22 protein-coding genes are annotated in these 24,284 nt (G+C 51.6%); 15 read left to right on the forward strand and 7 right to left on the reverse strand.

Annotated elements, in window-relative coordinates; translation table 11 throughout:
* The first annotated feature begins 2 nt into the window (after window positions 1–2).
* Window positions 3–767 carry a GntR family transcriptional regulator gene (locus tag GP475_RS08455; protein WP_187973973.1) on the forward strand — a complete coding sequence of 255 codons (765 nt, stop codon included), beginning with the start codon at window positions 3–5 and terminating at the stop codon, window positions 765–767.
* A gap of 33 nt (window positions 768–800) precedes the next feature.
* Here the strand turns inward: GP475_RS08455 and GP475_RS08460 are convergent, their stop codons facing one another.
* Complete coding sequence (locus GP475_RS08460) at window positions 801–1,022, reverse strand: hypothetical protein (protein ID WP_187973974.1); 222 nt, start codon at window positions 1,020–1,022, stop codon at window positions 801–803.
* Window positions 1,023–1,033: 11 nt separating this feature from the next.
* Complete coding sequence (locus tag GP475_RS08465; RefSeq protein ID WP_187973975.1) at window positions 1,034–2,386, reverse strand: TRAP transporter large permease subunit; 1,353 nt, start codon at window positions 2,384–2,386, stop codon at window positions 1,034–1,036.
* 94 nt (window positions 2,387–2,480) lie between these two features.
* Between GP475_RS08465 and GP475_RS08470 the strand changes: the two genes are divergently transcribed.
* From GP475_RS08470 to GP475_RS08490, 5 genes are all read left to right on the forward strand, one after another.
* Entirely contained in the window at window positions 2,481–3,218 is a 738-nt protein-coding gene (locus GP475_RS08470; RefSeq protein ID WP_187973976.1) for a GntR family transcriptional regulator, read from the forward strand.
* Between the two features lie 91 nt (window positions 3,219–3,309).
* Window positions 3,310–4,875, forward strand: coding sequence for an ABC transporter substrate-binding protein (locus GP475_RS08475; protein ID WP_262485159.1), 1,566 nt, complete (start codon window positions 3,310–3,312; stop codon window positions 4,873–4,875).
* Entirely contained in the window at window positions 4,868–5,809 is a 942-nt protein-coding gene (locus tag GP475_RS08480; protein ID WP_187973977.1) for an ABC transporter permease, read from the forward strand. Before GP475_RS08475 ends, GP475_RS08480 begins: the two co-directional genes overlap by 8 nt.
* 4 nt (window positions 5,810–5,813) lie before the next feature.
* Window positions 5,814–6,659: an ABC transporter permease gene (locus GP475_RS08485; RefSeq protein ID WP_187973978.1), complete on the forward strand. Its 846-nt coding sequence runs from the start codon at window positions 5,814–5,816 to the stop codon at window positions 6,657–6,659.
* Complete coding sequence (locus GP475_RS08490) at window positions 6,656–8,167, forward strand: dipeptide ABC transporter ATP-binding protein (protein ID WP_187973979.1); 1,512 nt, start codon at window positions 6,656–6,658, stop codon at window positions 8,165–8,167. The genes GP475_RS08485 and GP475_RS08490 overlap by 4 nt, the downstream gene beginning before the upstream one ends.
* Here the strand turns inward: GP475_RS08490 and thpR are convergent.
* A complete protein-coding gene (thpR, locus tag GP475_RS08495; protein WP_187973980.1) occupies window positions 8,162–8,761 on the reverse strand; it encodes an RNA 2',3'-cyclic phosphodiesterase in 600 nt (199 codons plus the stop codon). The genes GP475_RS08490 and thpR overlap by 6 nt on opposite strands.
* Before the next feature lie 49 nt (window positions 8,762–8,810).
* Between thpR and GP475_RS08500 the strand changes: the two genes are divergently transcribed.
* Entirely contained in the window at window positions 8,811–9,740 is a 930-nt protein-coding gene (locus tag GP475_RS08500) for a ribokinase (protein WP_187973981.1), read from the forward strand.
* Window positions 9,741–9,894: 154 nt separating this feature from the next.
* Here the strand turns inward: GP475_RS08500 and GP475_RS08505 are convergent, their stop codons facing one another.
* A complete protein-coding gene (locus GP475_RS08505) occupies window positions 9,895–11,172 on the reverse strand; it encodes an alpha/beta fold hydrolase (RefSeq protein WP_187973982.1) in 1,278 nt (425 codons plus the stop codon).
* 85 nt (window positions 11,173–11,257) lie between these two features.
* Here GP475_RS08505 and GP475_RS08510 point away from each other — a divergent pair, with 85 nt between their 5' ends.
* Together GP475_RS08510 and GP475_RS08515 are read left to right on the forward strand one after the other, a co-directional pair.
* A complete protein-coding gene (locus GP475_RS08510; RefSeq protein WP_187973983.1) occupies window positions 11,258–13,084 on the forward strand; it encodes a BCCT family transporter in 1,827 nt (608 codons plus the stop codon).
* Between the two features lie 99 nt (window positions 13,085–13,183).
* Window positions 13,184–13,384 carry an antitoxin gene (locus tag GP475_RS08515; RefSeq protein ID WP_187973984.1) on the forward strand — a complete coding sequence of 67 codons (201 nt, stop codon included), beginning with the start codon at window positions 13,184–13,186 and terminating at the stop codon, window positions 13,382–13,384.
* Window positions 13,385–13,438: 54 nt separating this feature from the next.
* On the opposite strand, the gene GP475_RS08520 is transcribed toward GP475_RS08515, so the two are convergent.
* Together GP475_RS08520 and idi are read right to left on the reverse strand one after the other, a co-directional pair.
* Complete coding sequence (locus GP475_RS08520; protein ID WP_187973985.1) at window positions 13,439–15,091, reverse strand: alpha-keto acid decarboxylase family protein; 1,653 nt, start codon at window positions 15,089–15,091, stop codon at window positions 13,439–13,441.
* A 280-nt stretch (window positions 15,092–15,371) separates the two neighbouring features.
* The gene (gene idi, locus GP475_RS08525; RefSeq protein WP_187973986.1) at window positions 15,372–15,971 is read right to left on the reverse strand and encodes an isopentenyl-diphosphate Delta-isomerase; all 600 of its coding nucleotides are present in this window, start codon (window positions 15,969–15,971) and stop codon (window positions 15,372–15,374) included.
* A 304-nt stretch (window positions 15,972–16,275) separates the two neighbouring features.
* On the opposite strand from idi, the gene GP475_RS08530 reads away from it, so the two are divergent.
* Window positions 16,276–17,565, forward strand: a complete 1,290-nt coding sequence (locus GP475_RS08530; protein WP_187975875.1) for an MFS transporter — start codon at window positions 16,276–16,278, stop codon at window positions 17,563–17,565.
* Here GP475_RS08530 and GP475_RS08535 read toward each other — a convergent pair.
* On the reverse strand, window positions 17,541–18,452 hold the full coding sequence (locus GP475_RS08535) for a LysR family transcriptional regulator (protein ID WP_187973987.1): 912 nt from the start codon (window positions 18,450–18,452) through the stop codon (window positions 17,541–17,543). The two genes, GP475_RS08530 and GP475_RS08535, sit on opposite strands and share 25 nt — an antisense overlap.
* A 162-nt stretch (window positions 18,453–18,614) precedes the next feature.
* On the opposite strand from GP475_RS08535, the gene GP475_RS08540 reads away from it, so the two are divergent.
* The 5 genes from GP475_RS08540 to GP475_RS08560 all read left to right on the forward strand — a co-directional run bounded on the left by GP475_RS08540 (window position 18,615) and on the right by GP475_RS08560 (window position 24,268).
* Complete coding sequence (locus GP475_RS08540; RefSeq protein WP_187973988.1) at window positions 18,615–19,517, forward strand: NAD(P)-dependent oxidoreductase; 903 nt, start codon at window positions 18,615–18,617, stop codon at window positions 19,515–19,517.
* A gap of 1 nt (window position 19,518) precedes the next feature.
* The gene (locus GP475_RS08545) at window positions 19,519–21,003 is read left to right on the forward strand and encodes a CoA-acylating methylmalonate-semialdehyde dehydrogenase (protein ID WP_187973989.1); all 1,485 of its coding nucleotides are present in this window, start codon (window positions 19,519–19,521) and stop codon (window positions 21,001–21,003) included.
* Between the two features lie 75 nt (window positions 21,004–21,078).
* Window positions 21,079–21,903 (forward strand): alpha/beta fold hydrolase, encoded by an 825-nt coding sequence (locus GP475_RS08550; protein WP_187973990.1) that lies wholly within the window; start codon window positions 21,079–21,081, stop codon window positions 21,901–21,903.
* A gap of 126 nt (window positions 21,904–22,029) precedes the next feature.
* Window positions 22,030–23,364, forward strand: a complete 1,335-nt coding sequence (locus tag GP475_RS08555) for an MFS transporter (RefSeq protein WP_187973991.1) — start codon at window positions 22,030–22,032, stop codon at window positions 23,362–23,364.
* A 37-nt stretch (window positions 23,365–23,401) separates the two neighbouring features.
* Entirely contained in the window at window positions 23,402–24,268 is an 867-nt protein-coding gene (locus GP475_RS08560; protein ID WP_187973992.1) for a LysR family transcriptional regulator, read from the forward strand.
* Window positions 24,269–24,284: the final 16 nt, after the last annotated feature.

The following is a 24,284-nucleotide window of genomic DNA, read 5'->3' on the forward strand; positions in this document are numbered from 1 at the left end:
CTATGGTAAAACCACCGGCCTTTGGTGACGGAACAAATCTCAGCATGACGGAAGAAGTCATGATTTATGTGCGCGACGCCGTTCACAGTGGGAAAATGCCCGCCGATACGTGGTTTAGCGTCTATCAACTTAGTGCCGAATTAGGAGTATCTCGATCCCCGGTCCGTGATGCTCTGTTGCGCCTAGAAGAAGCTGGCCTGGTTCGCTTCACCCGAAACCGGGGGTTTCAGATAGTGAAGACTCAACCGCAGGACGTCGCTGAGATCTTTGCTCTCCGACTAGAAATAGAACCTGCAGCGGCGTTCCGAGCTGCCCGGCGCTACCTCGCTGAACCAGATTTTGCTCAGGGTTTTCAGCACCATTGCCAACAACTCGTCGACTCGATGGTGAAGGCTGCGAAAGCCCAGGATGCGGAGGCTTTCTTCGATATTGATATGGAGCTTCATCAGTGGATTATGGAGGCTGGTTTAGCCCGACGCGGCTCTCGCTTTGTGCAGCAGCTTCGCAGTCATACTCGCATTCTTGGGCCTTCGACGGCAGGCACTTCGCGATCCTTCCAGACTATTTTGGATGAACACCTTCCGGTGATCGCAGCCATTGAACACGGTGAAGCACAAACCGCGAAAAGCGCCATGTATCGGCACATCGCCAACACCGGACAGCTGTTATTAACTCAGGCGCTGAAAAGAAGCAAAGCCGAGGACCCGGAGCAAGAAGCGGCGATTATTTGGCGCCGCTATACCGAAGGGTGCGGTGATCAAACCTGAGCTGCCTGATCGGTGGCCGCGGTAGTCTCTGGGTTAACCTTCCTGGTGATAACGCAGAAGAAGAGCGGTCACCGCGCAGCACGTCGCGGCGCTAAATACCCACGGAGCTAGGGTTTTTGTTACTCCGCTAACGATGTCGCCCTGAAGCAAAATAAGACCTACGGCTTGAGTGACCACAATAACTACTCCGCCGAGCAGGAACAGAGCCAAGAAGATCAAGAACAAAATTCTGCATATCTGAAAAAATATGGTCATGGTTTTTTCCTTTAGGAAGTAGGTACATACACCGGTAGCCAACCCATCCCCACTAACCAGGAAAGAGCAATCATCGGCAATACGAAGTACACAATGAGGGGGATAAACATCTTCTTCGGATCGGCTTTAGCCATCCCACTCGCCAAATAAATGGGAGCCCCAACCGGTGGCGACGCCCCTTCAGTGGAGGTACACAGCAGCACTGCGATAATCGCCAGAGTTGGGTCTAGTCCTACCGCTGTTAAAGCAGCAACAGCTGGAGCGCCCACGGCGGCAGCGGTGGCCGTCGAGCTTAATGGGGTAGCTACGATCACCGCCATGATTCCCACTAAGAGCAGCATCACTGCTTTAGGCAGATTCAGGGAGGCTAAAAATTCAGAAAGCTGTGGTCCTACCCCTAGTTCTTCCATGATGGTGGCGGCCCCCAGGGCAGAAAAGAGCGAAATGCCCACAGTGGCAAATTGCGGTAGATCTCGTTGCAGCTGAACCCTGAAATGAGCGTTGTTTTGCCGGATTCGAGAATACCCTTCTACCAAAGCAATGAGAGTAATAAGAATAGGAACCCAGACAATAATTGAGATGGCCTTAATGCCATCGGCGCCCACTCTAGAGTCATCCTGAAGCCAGGTGGCCAGCGGACCGATGGTGATTAACACAGGGATGATGATCCCAATGAAAATGGAGGGAGAACGCCATCCCTGGGATAATGATTCTGACAGCGGTAGACGATCTTCTTCTGGTGTCGCCGGAATGTGGTCTCGACGCACCCACCACCACACCACGATGAGCCGGTACAGTACTGCCCACCCGCCAGCACAGGCTAAGGCTACGTAGACGCTTGAGGCAGAAGCGGCAGCAGCTACCGGCATGGCGAGAATAATGAACATGGTGGAGTTAGGGGGCAATGCCACCCCGAGACCGGAATTCCCAGCTACTAGGGTAGCGGCTCGTTCGGGTTTCCAGCCGGTACGTCTCATCCACGGAATAGTGACTGAGCCAACAGTAGCGGTGTTCCCGGCAGTGGAGCCTGCGATCAGCCCGATGAGAGCGGAACCCAGGGTAGAAACGAAGGCTGGCCCACCGCGTAGGCGCCCGAAAATAGAGTTGAGGATGCTGATGAGTCGATCAATTAAACCTGTGGCTTGGACCACTACCCCCATAAAGACAAAAGCCATGCCGGCAAAAGTGACCTCTGATTGTGCCCCTTTGACGACGGCGGTTGCTAAAAGTTCTGGCGCCCGAGAACCGCCGACTAACGCAGTAGCTACCAGACCTAATAACAAAGCTTCGGCAATATCGCGGCGGAGTCCAACGTTGACTATCACAGTCACCGCAATAAATACTAGAAGTGCGATGATGCCCACGTTCGTGATTCCCTTCACTTCAAAGTTAAAAGATGACCTGCACAACAGTAACATGTCACCGCGCTAATTCTGAAGCCCAGTAGAATATATCCTCGTGTCAGCCATTCACGAAGAGATTTCTGCATATCTGCGCAGCTTAATTGTGAACTTATCTCCTGGAGCTCCGTTGCCTACGGAGGCGGAAATTACCCGGCAATTCCGGTGTTCGCGGTGGTCTGCCCGAAAAGCCTTGGATACCTTAAAAAAGGAAGGGCTCGTTTACTCCGGACAGGGCCGACGTACCCGCGTCCTGGACACCGTCCCACATGAATCTTTTGAGAGTGTTATTTCTGCCGGGGCAGCTTTCCGAAGACTAGGGATCAAGTTAGGGCAAGAGACTATCTTCGCTGGCCCCATCCCCAGTAATGCGGAGCTTTCAGCAAAACTGAATATCCCCGAGGGTGAATCCATCATTAAGATCAGTCGACTCCGCAGTGCACACCGCCGGCCGATCATCGTCGAGCATTTACACTTTCCGTGGCACATTGGCCGCCCGCTTCTTGACACCGCTCTAAAAACCGCGGAAATTCATGCTCGGCTCCTCACCGATGGGGTGGATTATCAAACGGTACACCGAGAGCTGGGAGCCACCTCATGCCCATCCGATGAAGCTACGCTGCTAAATATTTCACCAAATGCGCCGATTTTTGAGGTGAAAGTGCACGCACTGGATCGACGACGCCACACAGTGGAATACTCCATCTATCATTATTGCGCCAGCAAGGTTTCGATAGCTTTAGAAACTCTGCGACACTCCCCCTCTCCCTTGAAAATGCAATTCCATCCACACTGAACACCGGTATCAACCCCGACGTTTACTTGTCCGGACATTCTCAGGATTGAGGATTCGATTCCCCTCTTCCCCCTTCATAAGCTAAGTCAACATGAGGGCTCACTCGACCTGGATACGTCCCTGGCCAGCACTTCTGGCCTGCATCATGTTCGTCATTTCTAGTTGCTCAGCCGGGCACACAGCAGTACCCATGGCAACCTCCCACCAAGGCAATAGCCTTAATGTGGGCACCACTACAGCCATGATGTCGATGGATTTCACTAAGGAATCCGGTGCCGCCATTCCTCAAGCTCTGATGGGGAATGTCTATGAAACCTTGGTCACCGTCGACGACTCCGGAAACATCCAACCGCTTTTAGCCACGTCCTGGACACTCAGCCCAGACCACAAAACCTACACTTTTCACCTTCGCGACGATGTACATTTCTCCGACGGCTCAGACTTCACCTCCCACACTGCCGCTTTTTCTATCCAGCAGGTCAAAGATTCCTGGATCAACGCCTCCGCCCGGCAGATGGATGTAGTAGACCAGGTAGCAACTCCTGATCTTCACACCTTGGTGGTGACATTACAACGGCCCTCAGCAGAATGGCTGTGGCGGATGTCGACGTTCCTCGGTGCAATGATGAGCCCCGCCAGTATTGACCGTCTCAACACCAACCCCTTAGGAACCGGCCCCTACCAGGTGTCTTTCTTTGCGCCAGGAAAATCCATCCACTTCCAAACCCAAGATCATTACTGGAGGGACAATCCTCCCTTTAGTTCCGCCTCTATCCAATTTTTTAGCGACGCAGTCGCTGCAACCAATGCTTTAAGTACCGGGGACCTCGACGTAATTTGGGCATTATCCAATCCGGAGCTATTGGGGAACCTTGACCAGAGCATTGCGGTCGACGTCGGGACAAGTAACGGGGAATTTCTGCTAAGCATGAATAATCAGCGCGCTCCGTTTAATGATATTCGGGTCCGCCAAGCTGTTATGTACGCCGTCAACCGACAAGATATTATCGATACCGCCTGGGAGGGGTACGGTACTGATACTGGCGGAATTCCCGTAGCCCCTATTGATCCGTGGTATGAATTCCGAGATCATTATTCTTATGACCCCGAAAAATCGCGAGAATTATTGCAGCAGGCTGGGTTTGGCGGCAAAGATAACACCGGCCCAGAGATAACTATTTCAGTTCCCTCATTACCCTACGCTCAGGCCGCCAGCGAAGTGATTTACTCGCAGCTAACAGATGTGGGTTTTCGGGTAAAGATGGAAAAAACCGAGTTCCCGGCGGTATGGCTCGCCAAGGTATATCAGCAGCATGACTACGATATGTCCCTTATCGCTCATACTGAACCTCGAGATATGGTGCGTATATTTGGCGACCCAAAGTACTACGTAGGGGTTCACGATCCGGAGCTAGAAAATATTTTCCAGCAGGCAGATTCCGGCACAGCAGACCAAGAAATTCCGCTCATGAAAGACGGGGTGGAAAGAATAATGTCCCATGCTTATGCCCTGACACTCATGAATATTCCCACAATTGTTTTGCGTCAACCCAGAATTGCCCCCATTAACCCGACAGTAACTACTGATTCTCTCGGGTTATGGAAAATAACTCCGGCTAACGATGAAGAACGTCGCGGAAAGGACAACCATGCTTAAGGCCCTTTCTCAGTTAACATTAAGACTCGTCCTCAGTCTTTTTACTGCCGCTGTGCTCATCTTTATTCTCCTCCGCGCTATCCCAGGTGACCCGGCCAGTATTGCGCTGGGAGTCAACGCCACGGACGACGCCGTCGCCGCCCTTTCACACAAATTAGGAACTGACCGCCCACTGATCATGCAGTTCTTCCTGTGGATTGGTGGTCTTCTCCACGGTGACTTCGGCACGTCTCTCCATAGTTCTCAAAATATTTCTCCCATCCTCATTGATAGAGCCCAAGTAAGCCTCATCCTCTGCTTCAGCGCAATGGTGCTTTCCCTCTGCATCGCTATCCCGCTGGGAATGTGGGCGGCTCGACGCGCCAACCACCTAGACGGCTTGGCTCTATCAATAACCACCCAAATAGGCATAGCAATCCCTAATTTCCTTGCCGCCTTACTCTTAGTAACCATCGTCGCTGTTCACTGGCGACTACTACCAGCCCAAGGATGGGTCGTCCCCTCGGACAATGTCTGGGCCTTCCTCCAACGCCTCATACTCCCCGTCCTAGCTTTGACGTTGGTGCAAGCCGCCATCCTCGCCCGCTACGTTCGCAACGCCGTCCTCGAAATCCTCACCCAGGACTACATCCGCACAGCACGCATGAAAGGTTTTTCGCTTCATGGTGCCCTCATGCACCACGGCATCCGCAACGCCGCTCTTCCGGTCCTTACCGTAGCCGGGGTGCAACTAACCAGCCTCATAGTTGGCGCAGTAGTTATTGAACACGTCTTTATGATTCCCGGTTTAGGCTCTCTTCTTCTTGACGCGGTATCCACTCGCGATCTCCCGCTAGTCCAAGCGGTTGTCATGTTCCTGGTGTTCTTCACCCTGGTGGTGAATTTTCTCATCGACGTCGGAACCACCCTCATTGATCCCCGCATAAGAAAGTAACCTCATGCTCTATCATGCTCGACGCTTCCCCCTCAGCGGCTGGATCGGGGCCATCATCATCGTCCTGTTACTCAGTACAGCCATTCTATCCTTCTTCTGGACCCCTGCTGATCCAGTCCACGCCGAACCCAGCCAGCGCCTACTCACCAGCTCCACCGAGCATTGGATGGGAACTGATCGCTTTGGCCGAGATGTCTTTTCCCGCGTCTTGGTAGGCGCCCGAATGAGCATTTTCGTCGGTCTTATCGCCGTGGGAATCTCCTTCCTCCTTGGCACTCCCCTCGGCATGTGGGCGGGAATGAAGGGCGGCTTCATCGAATCACTCATCATGCGCGGCGCTGACCTTCTCCTCGCTTTCCCCGCTCTACTCATGGCCATTATCGCTACCGCTATCGCCGGCCCCTCGACAACCAGCACAATGACAGCTATCGGCATAGCGGGGATACCTTCCTTTGCCCGGGTCGCTCGCTCAGGAACCCTACAGGTCATGACCCAGGACTATATTTTGGCAGCACGTCAAGCTCGACGACCCTCCCTAGAAATCGCTTACCAACATGTATTCCCCAACATTCTTGGACTGGTCATGGTCCAAATCTCGGTAGCTTTTTCGCTCGCTATTTTGGCTGAAGCCGCCTTGAGTTTCCTCGGTCTTGGCACTCCACCACCTGACCCCTCCTGGGGGCGAATGCTTCACGACGCCCAAGCCTCCATGGGATCTTCCCCTCATCTCGTATTCTGGCCAGGGCTCGCCATCGCTCTGAGTGTCTGTGGTTTTTCGCTCCTCGGAGACGGTCTACGTGACCTGTTTGATCCCCGTGCTCGACGTATCCGGAGGTCTATCCAATCATGAGTACTACCCCACCGCTATTAGACGTCGCCAACTTAAGGCTGACCGGAATCCTCGACAGTATTTCCTTTTCCATCAATCCCGGTGATCGAGTGGGGTTAATCGGTGAATCAGGTTCTGGAAAATCCCTCAGCGCCTTATCCATAGTTGGACTAACACCGCCACCACTTCAACCGGACGGCGATCTCTTCTTCCAAGGAAAACCGCTACCTCGCAATGAACGTTCACTACGGAAACTCCGAGGCAAGAAAATAGGCATGGTTTTCCAGGAGCCCATGGCAGCTTTGGACCCGCTCATGAAAGCCGGAAAGCAAGTAACAGAGGCGCTCCACCTTCATGGGGTCGACGCTAAAACAGCGCAAGAAAGAACAGATGCACTGTTTGTGGAAGTTGGCCTAGATCCAGACAAACAGAATTCTTATCCTCATGAATTATCAGGCGGCCAACGTCAGCGAGTACTTATTGCTATAGCTTTAGCAAATGACCCTGATCTTTTAATCTGCGATGAGCCGACTACGGCCTTAGACGTCACGGTTCAAAAACAAATTGTGGATTTAATCCTCAAAGTCGTACGAGAAAGAAATACTGGTCTTCTCTTTATCACCCATGATTTGGGATTAGTGCAGCAAGTATGTGAACGAGTTGTGGTTTTGCGCCAGGGAAAGGTGGTGGAATCCGGGACTACAGCGGAAGTTTTCCATCATCCGCGCGAGGACTACACCAAATCTCTCATTGCATCTTCTCTGTCGCGTCCTCGCCCTCACGTTCCACATCACAATGCACCGGTAGTGTTAACGGCGCGAGGGATCACAAAAATTCATCCGCGTCCTGCACGAAAAGGAGGACCAGTACAAGCTTTAGCCGGAGTGGATGTGTGTCTTAAAAAAGGTGCTCGGCTAGGTATTGTCGGTGAGTCAGGATCTGGTAAATCCACCCTGCTCAGGATTCTAGCTGGGCTTGATGCACCCACGGAGGGGGAAGTTAACCAGCACGGAAACTCAGTGCAAATGGTGTTCCAGGATCCGATGAGCTCCTTAGATCCCCGATGGCCAGTGTGGAAAATAGTATCCGAGCCACTACGTGCGGAGAAATTATCTAAGGCACAACGGCTAGACCGTGTACGTGAGGTGCTTTCAGCAGTTGGTCTGAATGATTCAGCCTTGGATCGTTTCCCTCATGAGTTCTCGGGGGGCCAGCGCCAAAGAATCTCCTTGGCCCGGGCATTATCTATTCGTCCGGATATCCTCCTGGCCGATGAACCGGTTTCCGCCTTAGATGTTTCCGTCCGCAATCAGGTTCTTGACCTTCTCGAACAGCTATGCACTGACTACGATGTGTCCTTGATCTTTGTCTCCCATGATCTCCCTATCACTCGGGATTTATGTGAAGAGCTGATTATCATGCAGCGCGGAAACGTGGTGGAATCCGGTCCTAGCGCCCAGCTCTGGCAGAACCCACAACACCGCTATACCCAGGAATTATTAGAGGCGGTCCCCCAGTTGAGGCTATAACGCGGAGGAAATGGGGCAACGTAAACGTTCGCGATAAAGAGGACCACCTCTACGTCCCTGCCCCAGGAAAGATTCATAGAGTATTACTTCATGTACTAGGAAGTCTGGGCCACGATAGATTGACAACGCACGGCTGATATCTGACAAGAAGGGGTCCCATTCAGTGGCACGTTGGTGTGGTTGCTGACGAAGCCGAGCCACGGTGAGGTGGGGGCGTCGTTTCCCTGACGTTCGCGGCTGATCTTGGTCTTTAGTTTCCCCTGCGGTTGGTAACTCTGCATCGAGGGCTAGTTCGGAAAAACTTGAGGTATCTCCACCGGCTCCTATCCACAATGTTCGATGAGAAAACACTCCTGCTCCGCGGAGATGAAGGTTAAGCGGTTTGGGTTGCAAGGCAGCCGCCCGGGATAGGTGATCGGCGATGTCATCGAAGTAGCCGTCCGGTTGTTCGCCATAAAAAGCTACAGTGAGGTGCCAGTTTTCTGGGTCAGTCCAACGTAAATCTACGGGAAATTCCCGACGGATGGGGGCGAGGGCGGTCTTCACATGGTCTAAGGCTTTTTCCTCGGGTTTTAAAGCCGCAAAAAGTCTCATGCCTTTTACGGTAGCGCAGGAAGAAGAAAGCCAGGTAAAAATGGGTTTTATGAGTGACGTTGTGGTAGTTGGTTCAATTAACGCAGATCTTACGGTGCGAGTGTCTCGCCACCCGCACCCAGGAGAAACACTGCTAGGAACAAGTGAGGGTGTTACCCCCGGTGGCAAGGGAGCTAATCAGGCGCTCGCTGCTGCCTTGCAGGGGGCAAAGGTATCCATGATCGGAGCAATTGGACGCGACGCTAACGCTCCGGCTGCAATTCAACTTTTGCAATCAGCCGGGGTGGACCTATCTGGAGTAGCAGAAACCTCCGAGGGAACTGGACTGGCAGTCATCACTGTTTCTGACGACGGCGAAAACACCATCATCGTGGTCCCCGGCGCGAATGCCACCGTGGATGAGGCCTATGTGTCGAACCATCAGTCTGCTATTGCAGAAGCTCAGGTTGTGATTCTGCAGGGAGAAATACCGGCCGATGGCTTTAAGAAAGCTGTTGACCTTGCCTCCGATGCCCACACCAGAGTGCTAGTTAATCTTGCCCCCGTCATTGCGGTCGATGAGCACGCACTTTTGCAGGCTAATCCCCTCATGTCCAATGAACATGAAGCTGGGCTGATCCTTCAGCAGCTAGGTCAAGGGGTAGATTCCGATGATCCCGAGCTCTTAGCCGGCAGTTTGCTTCAGGCGGGATTTGCGTCTGTTGTTTTAACCTTAGGTTCTCAAGGTTCTTTGGTGGCGGAGTCTGATGCTTCGGGACAACCAGTATTCCACCGCATTCCGGCAACCCCGGTAGAGGCTGTTGATACCACGGGGGCTGGTGACGCTTTTGCTGGTGCTTTCGCTGCTCGCCTGGTAGAAGGTGATGACCTTGTGGCAGCAGCGCGCTATGCCTCTAGGGTAGGGGCATTCGCGGTAACGGGGACAGGCGCTCAGCCTTCTTACCCAAGTCTCAAGGACTCACTCCCCCCGGAAGTGTAAATGGGTAGGCCCGTGGAAGTACTTAGGAAGAATAAGCGTGCGGTCTTTGGCGGGGATTAATGAGGTGCTCTTCATTAATCTCCACGAGGTCATCAACATAATCAGCCAGCTCGAGCCAATCCACTGAAAATTCCATGCTTGTGATCTTACCTGGCTAGAAATTACGCGTCAGGTTAATCAAGCGTCGGACTATAGCCGCACCATCCTGGGCAATGCCATTGTGGTGGTACTGATTACTGATCCAAGGACGTAAATCACGGAAATACGCGGCAGTGCGTTGAGAAAGCTCAAGGGGCACAAAAATGTCATCAAGATAGATGGCGGCTGCACATATGGCCGGGTTTTCGGCAAGGGCCTCGGCGTCATAAAGCTGTGGCCAATCCCGTTTTCGGGCGAGTTCTTCAGCAACAGAGGCGAAGGGTTGAAGTGCGGCGTCCTCCTGGAACTGCCAAGGGAAGATGTGCTCCCCGTAAAGGTAGAACGGTTCGCTGCTGTCTGTGGGGTCAGCGTTCTCGCTAAATCCCGGAAGTGATTCCGCTACCCGAGCGGCAGCCCACGCGGTGGCCCCAGAAACCACTCCGCCATAAATTGATTCATGCATAACTGCATAGAGGGGCGCTGTGTGGAAAGAAGTACGACGCCCCACTTCCTCAAGAAAATCTCCTCTTAGACACTTTTTCCCAGCCCGAGAGTGGAAGGGTTCTTCCAACAAGTAGGCGAGATTCTCCAACCCCGTCCCGCGGCCTAGCTCGATCCCCACGGTTCGGAACCGCCGAGAACTCAAACGCTCTCCGGTGGGGAGAATTTCCTCCTCGTTATTGAGGTGGTGGCTAATTTCCCGGATCTGTTTCTCCGCCCAGGGGTAGCGCCGAAAAAATTCGCGGTGACGGCGAGTAAGTGCAGAATAGGTGTGTCGGTAAACCTCATCGGCATCGTTGTTAATGCCGGGCAGACCACCAGTGAGATAAGCGTAATCGACGCTGCCTGGGTACGTGGATAAATAGTGAGTGATGCAGAAACCGCCGAAACTTTGACCGAAAAGGCTCCAGGTTTGTAGGCCTAGGTGCTGGCGAAGCAGCTCTGCGTCAGCACAAATACTGTCTTGGCGATAATGGGTTAAAATCTCTGCGCTTGGAACTCCGCCTTGGACGTCGATTCTGCCTGACCGTCCAGTGCCACGTTGATCTAGTAACACGACCCGGTGATCGCTAAGTAACTCCGCTAGCCATCCTCCAAGCTCTGTTGGGCGCGGGGAAGGAAATCCCGGTCCTCCTTGAAGATAAAGCACAACTGGGGTATCCGGGGTGAGGTTTTTCGGCTGTAGTTCCCGAGCAAAAAGCGGGATCGTACCTCGACGTGGATCATCATGCACCAGGGGAACGTCAATGCGATGCTCGATGACACGGTGACCATACAGCAAGGTGGAATTCATAACGATCACCTTAGCGGGGGACTATGCCGGTAAAACTTTGTAGGGGGAATGATACCGTCGAAAACTTATGCTTTAATCATTATTTATGTCTTCTGACTCTCAATATCCCCATAACCTCCACCCTGGACTGGTTCCAGGAATCGGGATAGATGAACAAAGAAACCGCTTCGAGGTAGACAAAATAGTTTTCGCCTTCACCGCCATAGTAATTTTGGCTTTCATTTTCTGGGGTGTCAGTAATCCCAGCGCTGTCGGTGAAGTCTCCGGAGTAGCCTTCGCCTGGGCTATGCGCAACACAAGCTGGCTCCTCAATATCATCATGATCCTTTGTTTGGGGCTCATGCTTGTGGTGGCGTTCTCCCGCTACGGAAGAATACGGCTAGGCAGAGATGACGAAGACCCAGAGTTTTCGCGTTTTTCCTGGATAGCTATGATGTTCGCCGCGGGAATAGGAGTGGGAATTTTCTTCTTCGGCCCCTCCGAACCGCTAGCCTACTACCTCTCTCCTCCCCCAGACACCGTCCCCACCCAGAGCCACGCCGCTATTCACCAAGCGGTAGCCCAAGCTAATTTTCACTGGGGCTTGATGCCGTGGTCGCTTTATGCGATGGTGGGCGGAGCCCTAGCCTATTCCTCCTACCGTCGAGGTCGCGTAGCTTTATTAAGCTCCATTTTCCAACCCCTCTTTGGTAAACATGCTGAGGGTATCCCCGGAAAAATCATCGATATTCTATCCATTGTGGCCACCCTCTTCGGAACCGCTGCGTCGCTAGGTATTTCTAGTCTCCAAATCAGCGAAGGTATATCCACCGTCACTGGTCACGGCCCCCTCAGCAACACCGGGTTAATAGCTATTATCGGGGTACTCACGCTGGCCTTCATTATCTCTGCCGTCACCGGCGTAGCCAAGGGAGTTCGTTATCTCTCTAACGCGAATATCACCTTCACTATGGCCTTCTTAGTTTTTGTTTTTCTCAGTGGCCCGACGCTTTTCCTTCTCAACCTTATCCCCTCCGGCGCACTGACCTACCTTGATCAACTGCTAACCATGGCTAGCAAATCGCTCTCTTGGGGTGAGGAGACCCTAGAATTCCAATCCTCGTGGACTGCCTTTTACTGGGCGTGGTGGATCGCCTGGACGCCTTTCGTCGGGACGTTTATCGCTAAGATCTCCCGAGGACGCACCCTACGGGAATTTATCCTGGTCACCATCATTGTTCCCACTACGATTTTAATTGTCGCGTTCACTATTTTCGGCGGCACAGCAATAGATTTTGCCCGCCAAGGCCTACCCGGTTTTGATGGCCAATCCGGAACCGAACAAGTGCTGTTTTCGCTCTTCGCTCATCTACCCTTCAGCGGGCTCACTCCCGGTCTTATCCTCATAGTGCTAGCAATTTTCTTCATCACCTCCGCCGATTCCGCCTCGATTGTGATGGGCACTTTTTCCTCGCAAGGAGATCCGGCACCCAAGAAAACCGTGGTCGTGTTCTGGGGACTTTGCATGATGGGAATTGCTATAGTCATGCTCTTTTCCGGTGGTCAAAATAGTCTCACCGGCCTCCAAAACCTCACGGTGCTTTCCGCTATCCCCTTCTCCGTGGTGCTCCTGGTTATGGCTGCTGCTTTCCTCAAAGATTTATCCACCGACCCGGAATCAATACGTCGGGTCTATGCCCGCAAAGCAGTGTCTAACGCGGTACTTCGTGGACTAGAAGAACATGGCGACGACTTTGAACTTGCCGTGGAACATGCCGAGGAAGGACGAGGAGCTGGGTCTGATTATGACTCTGCGGCTCCGCACGTTACCGCGTGGTATCAGCGAACTGACGAAGACGGTAATCCCGTTGATTATGACTATGAAACCGGTGAGTGGTCAGATGGTTACCAGGGTGAGAAAAACGAGGAATAGCTAGTACGTTTCCCGACAGCGGTGGATAGAAGTAGCACATCGAGCTAAATCTCGGTACAGTGGGCGCCGCAAATATAAAAATCGACGAAAGGATTAAACATGGGACTGGTTGATAAGGCCAAGGAGTTCTTGAACTCTGATAAGGGACATCAGGCAACTGACCAGGCTTTAGACCACGCAGAACAAGCTGCCACCCAGAAATTTGGTGAGGACAAGGCAGATCAAATCCACAAGGTTCGGGATCAAATTGATCAGCGCCTCGGTGGCGGAGACGACGCCCCCGCTGAGTCTCAGCAATAAACCCAACGGAAACCACACCTAGGTAACTTCTCCTATCTAGGTGTGGTTTTGCTCTTACTTGGCGCTATTAGCCAAGGCCTGAAGCAATGGCGGATAATCAAGTCGACCAGTGACGGCTTCAAGGAACACCAATTTGTCCTGAGTCTCAGTAGCTATCTTTAGTGCCTCTTCTAATTCACGCCGGGTAGTTGCTTTCAAAGAAACACAGTTTTCAGGTGTTCCACCAAAGGTTTCAAGAACTTTCTGCCAGTTGTAGGGCTGGATATCATTATATTTCTTCTCCGGCCCACGAATAGCACGTTCAACGGTGTAGCCATCATTGTTGACCAACACAATGAAAGGGGTTAGCCCTTCTCTAAGAATGGTACCTAGCTCCTGGAGAGTGAGCTGCGCTGATCCGTCTCCAATCAGTAAGACGGCACGGTGGTCTGGTCGTGCCAAAGCAGCACCGAGAGTAGCGGGAAGTGTGTATCCAATTGATCCCCATTGCGGTTGTCCGATAAATAACGAGTTGGTGGGGAGGGAATGCGGCGCTATTCCATAAAAGCTGGTCCCCTGGTCAGCAATAACGGTTTGCCCTCGAGTGCATCCTTCCGCGAGCAATGCCCAGAGTTGCTCCTGGGTAAGTGGGGCGTCTGGGTCTACTTCAGGTGTTTTTTGGTTTGGAATCGGGGCCAAAGGTTGCGGTTTCCACTCACTTTCTTGAGCTAACTCCACAAGGGTTTGGATAGAGTCTCGCATCGCAATGGGGGCAAACATGACTTCGCCAACGCTGGCAACCCCAGAATCAACAGAGATAACTCGATTCGGGTCAATCTCGTGGGTAAAACCGGCGGTGATGGAGTCATTAAAAATGACCCCCAGTTTCAGGAGCACCTCAGCATCTTCAACAGCGGCCCGCGCACGTTCATCGGATGCCGCACCCGCATAGATCCCCGCAAAGCGAGGTGAGGATTCATCAACCAGCGACTTCCCCCATGCGCAGGTACTGTACGGAATGGTGGTGTGTTCTAGCAGGCTATGGAGTTCTTCCGTAGCATCTAGCCGGTCTACAATCAGGTCTGCCAGTACTGCAACAGTCTTGCCCTGAAGATGATCACGCGCGGCTTCTTTAAAGGCCTGAACTGCATCCGGCGATGATGTTTTCTCAATTCCTTGCAACGGACCAGCGGGGCGGTAGATTTCGGCTTCAGCAACATCAGCCGGCAACATGATATAACCAGGTCGAGACTCTAAGACTACTTCTCGGATCACCCGATCAATTTCCGCTGCCGCATTTTGGGCAGTGAGTTTCGCTTGCGCTATGGTCACATGTCGCGCCATATTCAAGAAGTGGTCAAATTGACCATCTCCTAAAGAGTGATGCAGAACTTTTTGTTCCTTCTGCAACCAGGTCCGTGGCGCACCCACAATATGAAGCACCGGAGCGTATTCTGCGTAACTTCCAGCCGTACCATTAATGGCTGATAATTCCCCTACGCCGTAGGTGGTAACCATAACGGAAAGGCCTCGCGCTCGGGCATATGCGTCTGCCGCATAGGAGGCGTTGAGCTCATTTGCCGTCCCAATCCAATTGACCTTTGGATTTTCATCGATGATCTCCATGAACGCCAGGTTGTAGTCGCCTGGAACCCCAAAAACATCAGTGACGCCAAATTCCGCAATCCGGTCTAACAAATAGTCGCCAACGCGATACCCTTCGGACACAGGTGGATCCTCCTTGTTATGGGAATAAAACTAGCGGTGGGTGTTCCGCCTAAGCCGAATGTTAATCCCGTCACATTATCCTTGTCAGCCTCTGAGGACACACCTACGCACTGAGAGACAAAATTCCTGCATCTTTCCACTGATCTCGGATTTCAGGATCGACGCCTGCCAGCATTGCCCACAATTATTGACTCCAATTCCCATTTATATGGGTCCGCATGCCTGGTGACGTCGAACCTCCTCACGCTCTGAGCTGGATGGGGACTGGTCCAGGACGTCGTTATTTATTGCCGGATCCGAGTCCCCTAGTCACGAAACCATAGGCCGCAAACTTGTCCGAACCGATGTGCCACACATGATCAAACCACTGGGTGAAGGGTTCCTGCTGGCGACGTTGAGCTAGCTCTTCCGGAGTCACCAACACAATCTCAGCAACCTCATCCGGATCCGGGGCTAGGGAATTTGCATCTACGCGCCCAGCAAACACATGATTGAATTCATGCTCTGAAAGACCACTACGGTCATCATCAACTTGGTAAATCACTATTCCCAATTCCGACAAGTCCGAAACCTCGGCCCCTAACTCCTCTAACGCCCGACGACGCACAGCATCGGCGACGGGTTCACCAGGAGCAGGATGGGAGCACGTGGCATTGGTGAGGAGCAGTGGTGAATGATACTTAGCGCCGGCTCGGCGCTGCAGGATCATGCGACCATCGGTATGAAAAAGGAAAAGCGAAAATGCCCGGTGGAGGATGCCTGGGGGGATATGGGCTTCGAGTTTCCCCATAGTTCCAAGCGGATTTCCCTCCTTATCGACCACTTCGACCTGAATATCCGCCTCACCCTGAGCAAAACGATGCTGAAATTCTTCCGACACCTGAGGAGTGAACCTTCCTTTCTGGGCTGCGGCGAAAAACTTTCCTGTCTTAGGCCGACAAGACTTTTACCTAATGAAAATCTATCAGGACCGTGGCTGAAGAATACTCCCGGCATGAGGGATGGATTCTGGCGCACACATAATGTGCAAAATTGTCGCCCTCATTTCGTTGCGACACTATGGATAGTTTCGCAAGATTAATCAAAACAATGAGATTTCCGTCACATCCCCAAAGACCTAAGGAGCTCCAGTGAGTGTAAATACATCGACCCGACGCCAATTAAGGCGTGTGGTTGCTGCGTCGATGGCTGGAACCATCGTGGAATGGTATGAGTTTTTCCTTTACGCAACAGCAGCCACATTAGTTTTCAATCACTTATTCTTCCCGCCGAATGATGATCCATACGTCGCGATTATCGCAGCTTTTACTACCTATGCAATCGGGTTCATCGCTCGACCACTGGGGGGAATTATCTTTGCCCACTACGGGGATAAGTATGGTCGAAAACATTTGCTCCAAGTAGCAATTGTGATGGTCGGTGCCACAACCTTCCTCATGGGATGCCTTCCCGGATTCGCTAGCACCGGCTACTGGGCCCCTGCCCTGCTCGTGAGTTTGCGCTTCATCCAGGGCATTGCCGTAGGAGGCGAATGGGGTGGAGCCGTACTCCTCGTAGCAGAACACGCCCCGCCTAAAGAGCGCGGCTTCTGGGCTAGCTGGCCTCAAGCAGCTCTGCCACTAGGAAATTTACTCGCAACAGTGGTACTCATGATCCTTTCCTGGCTTCTCAGCGAAGAGCAATTCATTTCATGGGGTTGGCGAATAGGATTCTGGTTATCTGTTGTTATTGTTGCGTTGGGCTACTACATCCGCACTAAGATTTCCGACGCCCCCATCTTTGAAGAAACGAAAGAAGCCATGGAGCAGTCTGCGGATAAAATCGCTCACGGAGTCTTCGAAGTTCTTCGCCGATATCCACGCGGGGTATTAACTGCAATGGGAATGCGATTCGGTGAAAACGTCTTATATTACATGGTCGTTACCTTCTCGATTACCTACCTATCAGTTTGGGTGGGGCTCAAGGCCAGCAATATTCTAGGCCTAATCCTCATAGCTCACGCGCTCCAATTTTTTATGGTCCCCATGGTCGGAAAGCTTGCCGACGCCATCGGCCGTAAACCGGTGAGTTTCATAGGCGCTATGTTAACCATGTGTTGGCCATTCATCGCCTTCCCCCTGTTGAATACGGGACAACGCCTGTGGGTGCTCCTAGCAATCGTCAGTGGTCTTCTTGCTCACAGCTTCATGTACTCGGCGCAACCCGCCATCATGGCCGAGGCATTTCCTACTCGAATGCGCTATTCCGGCGTATCCATGGGGTATCAAGTTACTTCTATCGTAGCCGGCTCTCTTGCTCCAATTATTGCTACTGAACTATTAAGAACAACAGATTCTTGGGTCCCAGTTGCGCTATATATCGTTTTCGCTGCAGCGATTACATTCGTGGCAACAATCGTTCTAAAAGAGACGAAAGGAGTTCACTTAGAAGATGTTGACGCGAACGACCATCATTTCGAAGAAGCCAAAAACTGAATTTGCTTCTGTAACGCCCTCACACATGCACGTACGCGGGGATTTCGGGTGTTTTCCTGGCGTACAACCATCCAGTAACTTACTTGATGGCTAAACTCTTTAGTTAACACGCGACGTAACGGATATTGCACGGCGACATAATCAGGCAATAGTCCTATTCCAGCGTTATTTATCGTAGCCGAGACGTGACCAAAAACGCTGGTGCATTTTATACCGCGAGCCCCATGAGTTTGCACTGGTAAGGCCTGCCTGCCAGAGTCTAAATCATCGACTTGCAAGCCGGCCTCCACATAGTAATTTAAGGGATAGTTTTCGAGATCCTTTAAATTCTGTGGTTCGCCCCACGTATCAATAAAGCTTTCTGTAGCATAAAGGCATAGTTCATAATCCATAAGTTTTTGATTTATTGCTCTATTAACTTGTGGTTTCCCCACAACTATTTCGATATCCATTCCGGATCGTCGCTGACGGGCTCGCTGCGTAGCGGTGATCATTTCGATTTCTAGATTAGGTTCATTTCTTTGTAAATCTGCTAAAGCTGGGGTAGCGATATGCACTGAAAAAGCATCAGGGGCAGCAATTCTCAACAGCCCACTTAAAATCGGGGAGCTCATCCCTACCTCAAGGCTTCCAAGTTCCCGGAGAACTTTCTCCGCCTCCTCGGCAACGACAATCGTTTTCTCCCCTAGCGCGGACAGCTCCCAACCATTCTTATTACGTAAAAGAAGAGGCCCTCCCAGGGCTTTTTCTAATTCATTAATTCTTCGAGAAACCGTAGTGTGATTAACTCCCAAGTATTGACCTGCGGCGATATATCTCCCTAATCGCGCCACCGCTAAAAAAGTGACCAAACATTCTAAATGCGATGTGTCTATGCGACGTTTCATATCCATCAATCCTCAGTTACACCTTCATGGGAATCAATAGCACCTCGGTAACGGTGTGCGTTGGCGCACACTATTGGTGCAAAATACTGTCTAGACTGCAGTTTCTTCCACATATACCATGTTACCCAGATCACATTTTCAATTCTGAGGACGGAGGAAAAGATGACAACAATTGCATGGATCGGCCTGGGGAACATGGGGTCTCACATGAGTTCCCACCTAGCTGCAGCAGGTCACTCGGTAATCGGATTTGACATCAATCCCGCCGCAATGGAGACGGCGAGATCTCGCGGGGTTAAGACAGCGTCGAGCGTAAGCGAAGCTGTTAGCGAAGCAGAAGTGGTATTCACCATGCTCCCTAAAGGGACACACGTTCGCAGTGTTGTGGAAGAAGTATGGGAAGCCGCAAACCCTGGTACTTTGATCATCGACAGCTCCACGATCGACCAAGCTACTTCCATTGAACTGCATCGTGAATCTTCCCAACGCGGATTCCAATTCGTTGATGCTCCGGTCAGCGGTGGTGTCAGCGGTGCCGAAAATGCGACGTTAGCAATAATGACGGGCGGTGCAGAAGAAGCCGTTGAAGCTGCTGAGCCTTATTTGCAACCGCTCTCGTCTCGACTCTTCCGAGCAGGTGGACCAGGGATGGGTCTCGCAGCAAAAATAGCCAATAACATGATGCTCATGATCAGCATGATGGCTAGTGCTGAGGGATCGCAGCTGGCAGATTCTTTGGGATTAGACCCACAAGTTTTCTGGGATATCGTCAGTGCGTCATCGGGAAATTCCTGGTCCCATCAAACCTGGTATCCGGTCCCAGGAATTGTTGATTCTGCGGCTGCTAATCGAAATTTCGAGCCGGGGTTCACTGCTTTACTTGCACTGAAAGACGTTAGTTTGGCGGTAGAGGCAGGCAAAGCAAAGAATTTAAACTTACCCGCCGCTAATTTAGCCTCAAAACAGTTAAAAGAATTGGTGGATTCTGGTCTGGCCGAAAAGGATTGTACTTTAATTGCTAAGTTCGTTAATCCTGACGGAAGCCTCAAGGGGTGGACAGAATAATATGATCCAAGAAATCCAACACTTCGTTAACGGCCAAAATAAACCCTCTCATTCTGGACAGCAGCCAGTAGACAATCCCGCTACTGGAGATGTCATTGCTCAAGTTCATCTTGCGGATGCTGACTTTGTAGATGAAGCAATCAAGATAGCAAAGCAAGCTCAAAAAGAGTGGCGAAACACCGGTCTAGGGAAACGATCACAAGTCTTTTTCCGATTAGCGCATATTCTACGATCAGAAAATGACTCCCTGGCTGAAATTATCAGTGAGGAAAATGGAAAAACTATTCCTGATGCTCATGGCGAAATAGCACGTGGACTCGAAAATGTAGAATTTTGCGCTGGTTTAGGGCATCATCTTAAGGGCGAAGCAGCCCAGCAAGTAGCGACCGGGATTGATGTTGAACAGTTGAAACAGCCGCTCGGTGTAGTAGCCTGTATCACTCCGTTCAATTTCCCGGCTATGGTTCCTCTCTGGATGACTACTGCGGCTATCGCCGCTGGCAATAGCGTGATCGTCAAGCCCTCAGAACAAGTTCCGGCATCTGTGATGTGGCTTGCTGATGCTTTTCAACGAGCAGGTTTGCCTAATGGTGTGTTTAACGTAATCAACGGCAAGAAAGACACCGTCGAGGCTCTCATTAATCACCCGGATATTAAGGCAGTATCCTTCGTGGGCTCTACTCCGGTAGCAAAGAGCATTTATAGCCAAGCCTCGGCAAAGGGAAAGCGAGTCCAAGCGTTAGGCGGCGCCAAAAATCACATGGTGGTCATGCCTGATGCTGATCTCGATGCGGCAGCCGATGCCGCTGTTTCAGCAGGATTTGGTGCAGCTGGGCAACGCTGCATGGCAGTGTCGGTCATAGTTGCAGTAGGAGAAATCGCTGAGACAGTCACCGCAAAGATTGCTGAGCGGGCTAAAAAACTGAGGGTAGGACCGGGAAATAAAGACGGTGTTGATCTTGGTCCCGTTATTAACAATGAAGCCAAGTCTAGAATCCTCAATTACATTGACTCAGCCGAAAAACAGGGTGGGACGATCGTTCTTGACGGACGTAAGTGTAGTTTGCCAGAACAAGGATATTTCGTTGGACCAACCTTGGTAGATAATGTAACACCTGGTATGGATGTTTATGATAATGAAATATTCGGGCCGGTGTTGTCAGTTGTGCGCGTAGAAAATTTCGACGAGGCAGTGGCGCTGATTAATTCAAGTTCCTATGCCAATGGCGTCGCTATTTTTACTCGTGATGGCAAAACTGCACGCGAATTCCGGATGGAAATTGAGGTTGGAATGGTCGGCATTAATGTGCCTATTCCAGTACCCGTGGGAACCTTCTCCTTTGGTGGGTGGAAAGATTCTCTCTTCGGCGATACCCATATCTACGGTGCGGAAGCTTTCCATTTTTATACTCGTCGCAAAGTAGTATCCACTCGCTGGCCAGATCCTGATGAATCACAGATCAGTCTAGGATTCCCTACTCATTAGCCCGGAGGTCTGCATACCTACCAATTGGTGCCTATTGTGGAATTCAGCAGAAAATTTTCACTGAAGGAGCCCACAATGACCGAATCGGAAAACACTTGGCTACTCGATACCGCCGTTGATGGCCCAGCTGAGGCACCAACTATAGTGCTGGGCCACTCCCTCGGCTCCTCTTTGACCATGTGGGATGAGGTCGTTCCTCTTCTGAGCTCGGATTTTCAGGTAGTCCGCTATAACTTGCCTGGCCATGGCGGTGCTGCCGTTGCCCCCTTAGACCGGCCCTGTACCATGGCCGATATTCTTGCCGCGTTAGCGCGAACCCTGCAGCACCTTGGCGTCGTCGATTTTCACCTTGCCGGCCTGTCTTTTGGTGGCGCGACAGCATTGGCTGCCGGTATTGCCCACGCTGCAGGTGATCCCGACTACCACAACCTGAAGTCCATTTCTGTGATGAGTTCTGGGCCGGTTAACGCACCCTTGGATCAGTGGTCACAAAAAATAGCAACGGTGCGTTCCTCCGGCACCGAGTCACTAGTCGACGCCACGTTCGAACGTTGGTTTTCTGATAACGCCGCCATCACTCATCCAGAAATGGTGAGAAAAATTCGAGAGGCTTTTCTTGAGTGCGACGACGCTGGCTATGCGCAAATCTGTGAAGTCCTTGGAAGCACCGACCTTAGTAATGAGGTTTCCTCCATTAGTGTCCCAACATTGTTGATTTCCGCGGAGCATGATGGTGGTCTTCCGTGGGACAAAGCAGATGAATTGGCACTTAAAATTGCCGAGAATTCTACCCCGGTTCGAATCACGAAACTTGCAGGTGTCAAGCACATGAGCGCTGTTGAGCGACCGAGTGAGGTGGCCGAGGCACTTCGTGGACAGGTAACTGCAGCTATGGCATAGCGCCTCTACTAAGGATGATCGTTTCAGTGGTCTACGCTAGAACGGTCATCTTTTATACCCAAACGGCATAGTGAGGAAGTCTAAGAAGTATTGGAACCCTAGATCCTTAACGCTTAGGGTCAAAGAATGAGTTCCACATCACAATTATCCTCTTCGCCACCTTCCGCTGAGAAGACAAAACAACAGCGTAAAGCAACTTTGGGTGCTTTTGTAGGAACCTCAATAGAGTGGTATGACTTCTATATTTTCGGAACAGCCGCTGCCCTAGTTTTTGGAAAACTGTTTTATCCAGACTTAGCAGCCGGCGCAGGCCTTATTGCTTCCTTCGCCACTTTCTGGGTGGGATTCATTGCCCGACCAATCGGAGGATTGATTTTCTCCCATTTTGGTGACCGCTTTGGCCGCAAGAACACACTGGTAGTCACATTGCTACTCATGGGCGCGGGAACCTTCGCTATTGGCTGTCTGCCCACTTATAGCAGTATCGGCATCGCCGCACCCATTTTGCTCTTACTCCTCCGAGCAATCCAAGGCATCGCAGTAGGAGGAGAATGGGGCGGCGCAGTAGTCTTAGCCACCGAGGGCTCAGAACACTCAAAGCGCGGTATGGCAGGTGCATGGGTCCAACAAGGCGCACCCATGGGTTCCATTGCCGCAACAGCAATGTTTCTCCTCGTAGGTTTTCTTCCCGATCATCAATTTCTCAACTGGGGCTGGAGAATACCCTTCTTATTCTCAGCAGTGATGGTGTTTGTGGCCTTCTACATCCGCAGACAAGTTGAAGAAACTCCCGAATTCCAGGAAGTACAAAAACAAAACAAAGTGTCGGCTTTGCCTTTAAAGGTAGTGCTAAAGAATCATTGGAAAGCGGTGCTAGCTGCTCTCTTTGCCCCGATTATGGGCATCGGTATGGCTTTTTTCTTCAACACGTTCTTGCTTTCCTGGACTACCGGATCACTTGGCATGAACCGCCAATCCATCCTCAATCTGCTACTAGTTGCCAGTATTGTGCAATTCCTGTGGCAGCCAGTAGCAGCCAGAATTGCCGAGCGCTATTCAATAAAGATGGTCATGATCAGTGCGCTCTGCGCCACTATTCTCTTAGCACCTTTACTGTTCTGGGCGCTTCAGTCCGGCAACTTCTTAGCATTGTGTATCGCCACGCTCATTAATTACGTCACCGGCACCGCTTATTATGCTCTTCTACCCGCAGCTCTGGCCGCCGCGTTCCCGCCAGAGGTCAGATACACCGGAATTTCCACTGGCTACCAGCTTTCCGCCATGATTTTCTCTGGTTCTATTCCCATGATGGGCCAGTGGATTCTCCGCATAACTGAGGAAAATGCGTGGATGGTCATGGTGTATTACATCATTTTGCTAGCCATGAGTATCGCCGGTGTGGTTGCGCTTCTCCGTCAAGCTCATCAGGTGCGGGTAGTTCACCAAGCTGATCCCAACTAATCCTTGTTCTTGAGCGTGGATAGAGAAGAATATCCCTATGAACCTTCTACGAATTAGTTATTTCCTGGCCGTGGTTGACCAGGGAACGGTGACGGCTGCGGCTCAAGCCCTCCATATTGCTCAACCTGCGTTGTCTCGGCAGATTAAAACGCTGGAGCGAGAACTAAAACTGACGCTTTTTGAATCCACCGGCAACCGCCTAAAACTCACCGAGCAAGGCGAGGGATTTGTCAGTATCGCCCGACATTTTATGCATCAGAAGCAGGCTGCCGAAAAAGCTATTGCGAGTTTAAGGGCCGGGAAGATTCCGTGTATTCACGTCGCTGCTACTCAGGTGACAATCCGAGGTCTACTGAGTCCTTTTATTGCGAAAACACATCCTGATGATCCAGTCATTATCCCCAAGGCAACGAATCATTTTGCTATTGAGGATGCACTACACGCTGGGTCTGATTTAGGAATACTGCCCACCGTCCCCTCTCCCCATGTGGCTAGTTATCCGCTAGGTGACGCCCCAATTTATGCTGTCGTGCCGGAAGATCATCCCTGGGCTGAGTACGACGCTGTCTCTATCAAGCAACTGGCGAAGTCAACGCTCATCGTTTCTTCTCGTCGAGCAGTTAGCAGAATCATCATGGACAATGCCTTGAGCGAAGCTCTTATTCAGCCCGCCAGGCTGATCGAATGCGATGAAGATTCAGCAATCATTGCCCTGGCATCTGCCGGGCATGGAATAGGTATTACTTCACTGGGGACTATCCCCGCTGGAGCGGTCGCTCTTCCTATTCACCACGCTGGAACCCTGAAAATAACCTTGCACGCGGTATGGTCCCCTCACCATTTCGCCCAACAAGCTCTACGAGATCTCAGCAAAGACCTCGCTGACTATAACAATGCGGCATAAGGAACCCGCGATTTTG

Origin of the sequence: Corynebacterium poyangense (genome assembly GCF_014522205.1) — a bacterium.
GTDB lineage: Bacteria > Actinomycetota > Actinomycetes > Mycobacteriales > Mycobacteriaceae > Corynebacterium > Corynebacterium poyangense.

Excerpts from the sequence above, each read along its gene's own strand:
- GP475_RS08535 (WP_187973987.1), bottom strand. The coding sequence starts at position 18,452 with ATGAAACGTCGCATAGACACATCGCATTTAGAATGTTTGGTCACTTTT.
- GP475_RS08540 (WP_187973988.1), top strand. The coding sequence starts at position 18,615 with ATGACAACAATTGCATGGATCGGCCTGGGGAACATGGGGTCTCACATG.
- GP475_RS08550 (WP_187973990.1), top strand. The coding sequence starts at position 21,079 with ATGACCGAATCGGAAAACACTTGGCTACTCGATACCGCCGTTGATGGC.
- GP475_RS08555 (WP_187973991.1), top strand. The coding sequence starts at position 22,030 with ATGAGTTCCACATCACAATTATCCTCTTCGCCACCTTCCGCTGAGAAG.
- GP475_RS08515 (WP_187973984.1), top strand. The coding sequence starts at position 13,184 with ATGGGACTGGTTGATAAGGCCAAGGAGTTCTTGAACTCTGATAAGGGA.
- GP475_RS08475 (WP_262485159.1), top strand. The coding sequence starts at position 3,310 with ATGAGGGCTCACTCGACCTGGATACGTCCCTGGCCAGCACTTCTGGCC.
- GP475_RS08530 (WP_187975875.1), top strand. The coding sequence starts at position 16,276 with ATGGCTGGAACCATCGTGGAATGGTATGAGTTTTTCCTTTACGCAACA.
- GP475_RS08480 (WP_187973977.1), top strand. The coding sequence starts at position 4,868 with ATGCTTAAGGCCCTTTCTCAGTTAACATTAAGACTCGTCCTCAGTCTT.
- GP475_RS08560 (WP_187973992.1), top strand. The coding sequence starts at position 23,402 with ATGAACCTTCTACGAATTAGTTATTTCCTGGCCGTGGTTGACCAGGGA.
- GP475_RS08500 (WP_187973981.1), top strand. The coding sequence starts at position 8,811 with ATGAGTGACGTTGTGGTAGTTGGTTCAATTAACGCAGATCTTACGGTG.
- thpR (WP_187973980.1), bottom strand. The coding sequence starts at position 8,761 with ATGAGACTTTTTGCGGCTTTAAAACCCGAGGAAAAAGCCTTAGACCAT.
- GP475_RS08505 (WP_187973982.1), bottom strand. The coding sequence starts at position 11,172 with ATGAATTCCACCTTGCTGTATGGTCACCGTGTCATCGAGCATCGCATT.
- GP475_RS08510 (WP_187973983.1), top strand. The coding sequence starts at position 11,258 with ATGTCTTCTGACTCTCAATATCCCCATAACCTCCACCCTGGACTGGTT.
- GP475_RS08460 (WP_187973974.1), bottom strand. The coding sequence starts at position 1,022 with ATGACCATATTTTTTCAGATATGCAGAATTTTGTTCTTGATCTTCTTG.
- GP475_RS08545 (WP_187973989.1), top strand. The coding sequence starts at position 19,519 with ATGATCCAAGAAATCCAACACTTCGTTAACGGCCAAAATAAACCCTCT.
- GP475_RS08490 (WP_187973979.1), top strand. The coding sequence starts at position 6,656 with ATGAGTACTACCCCACCGCTATTAGACGTCGCCAACTTAAGGCTGACC.
- GP475_RS08485 (WP_187973978.1), top strand. The coding sequence starts at position 5,814 with ATGCTCTATCATGCTCGACGCTTCCCCCTCAGCGGCTGGATCGGGGCC.
- GP475_RS08455 (WP_187973973.1), top strand. The coding sequence starts at position 3 with ATGGTAAAACCACCGGCCTTTGGTGACGGAACAAATCTCAGCATGACG.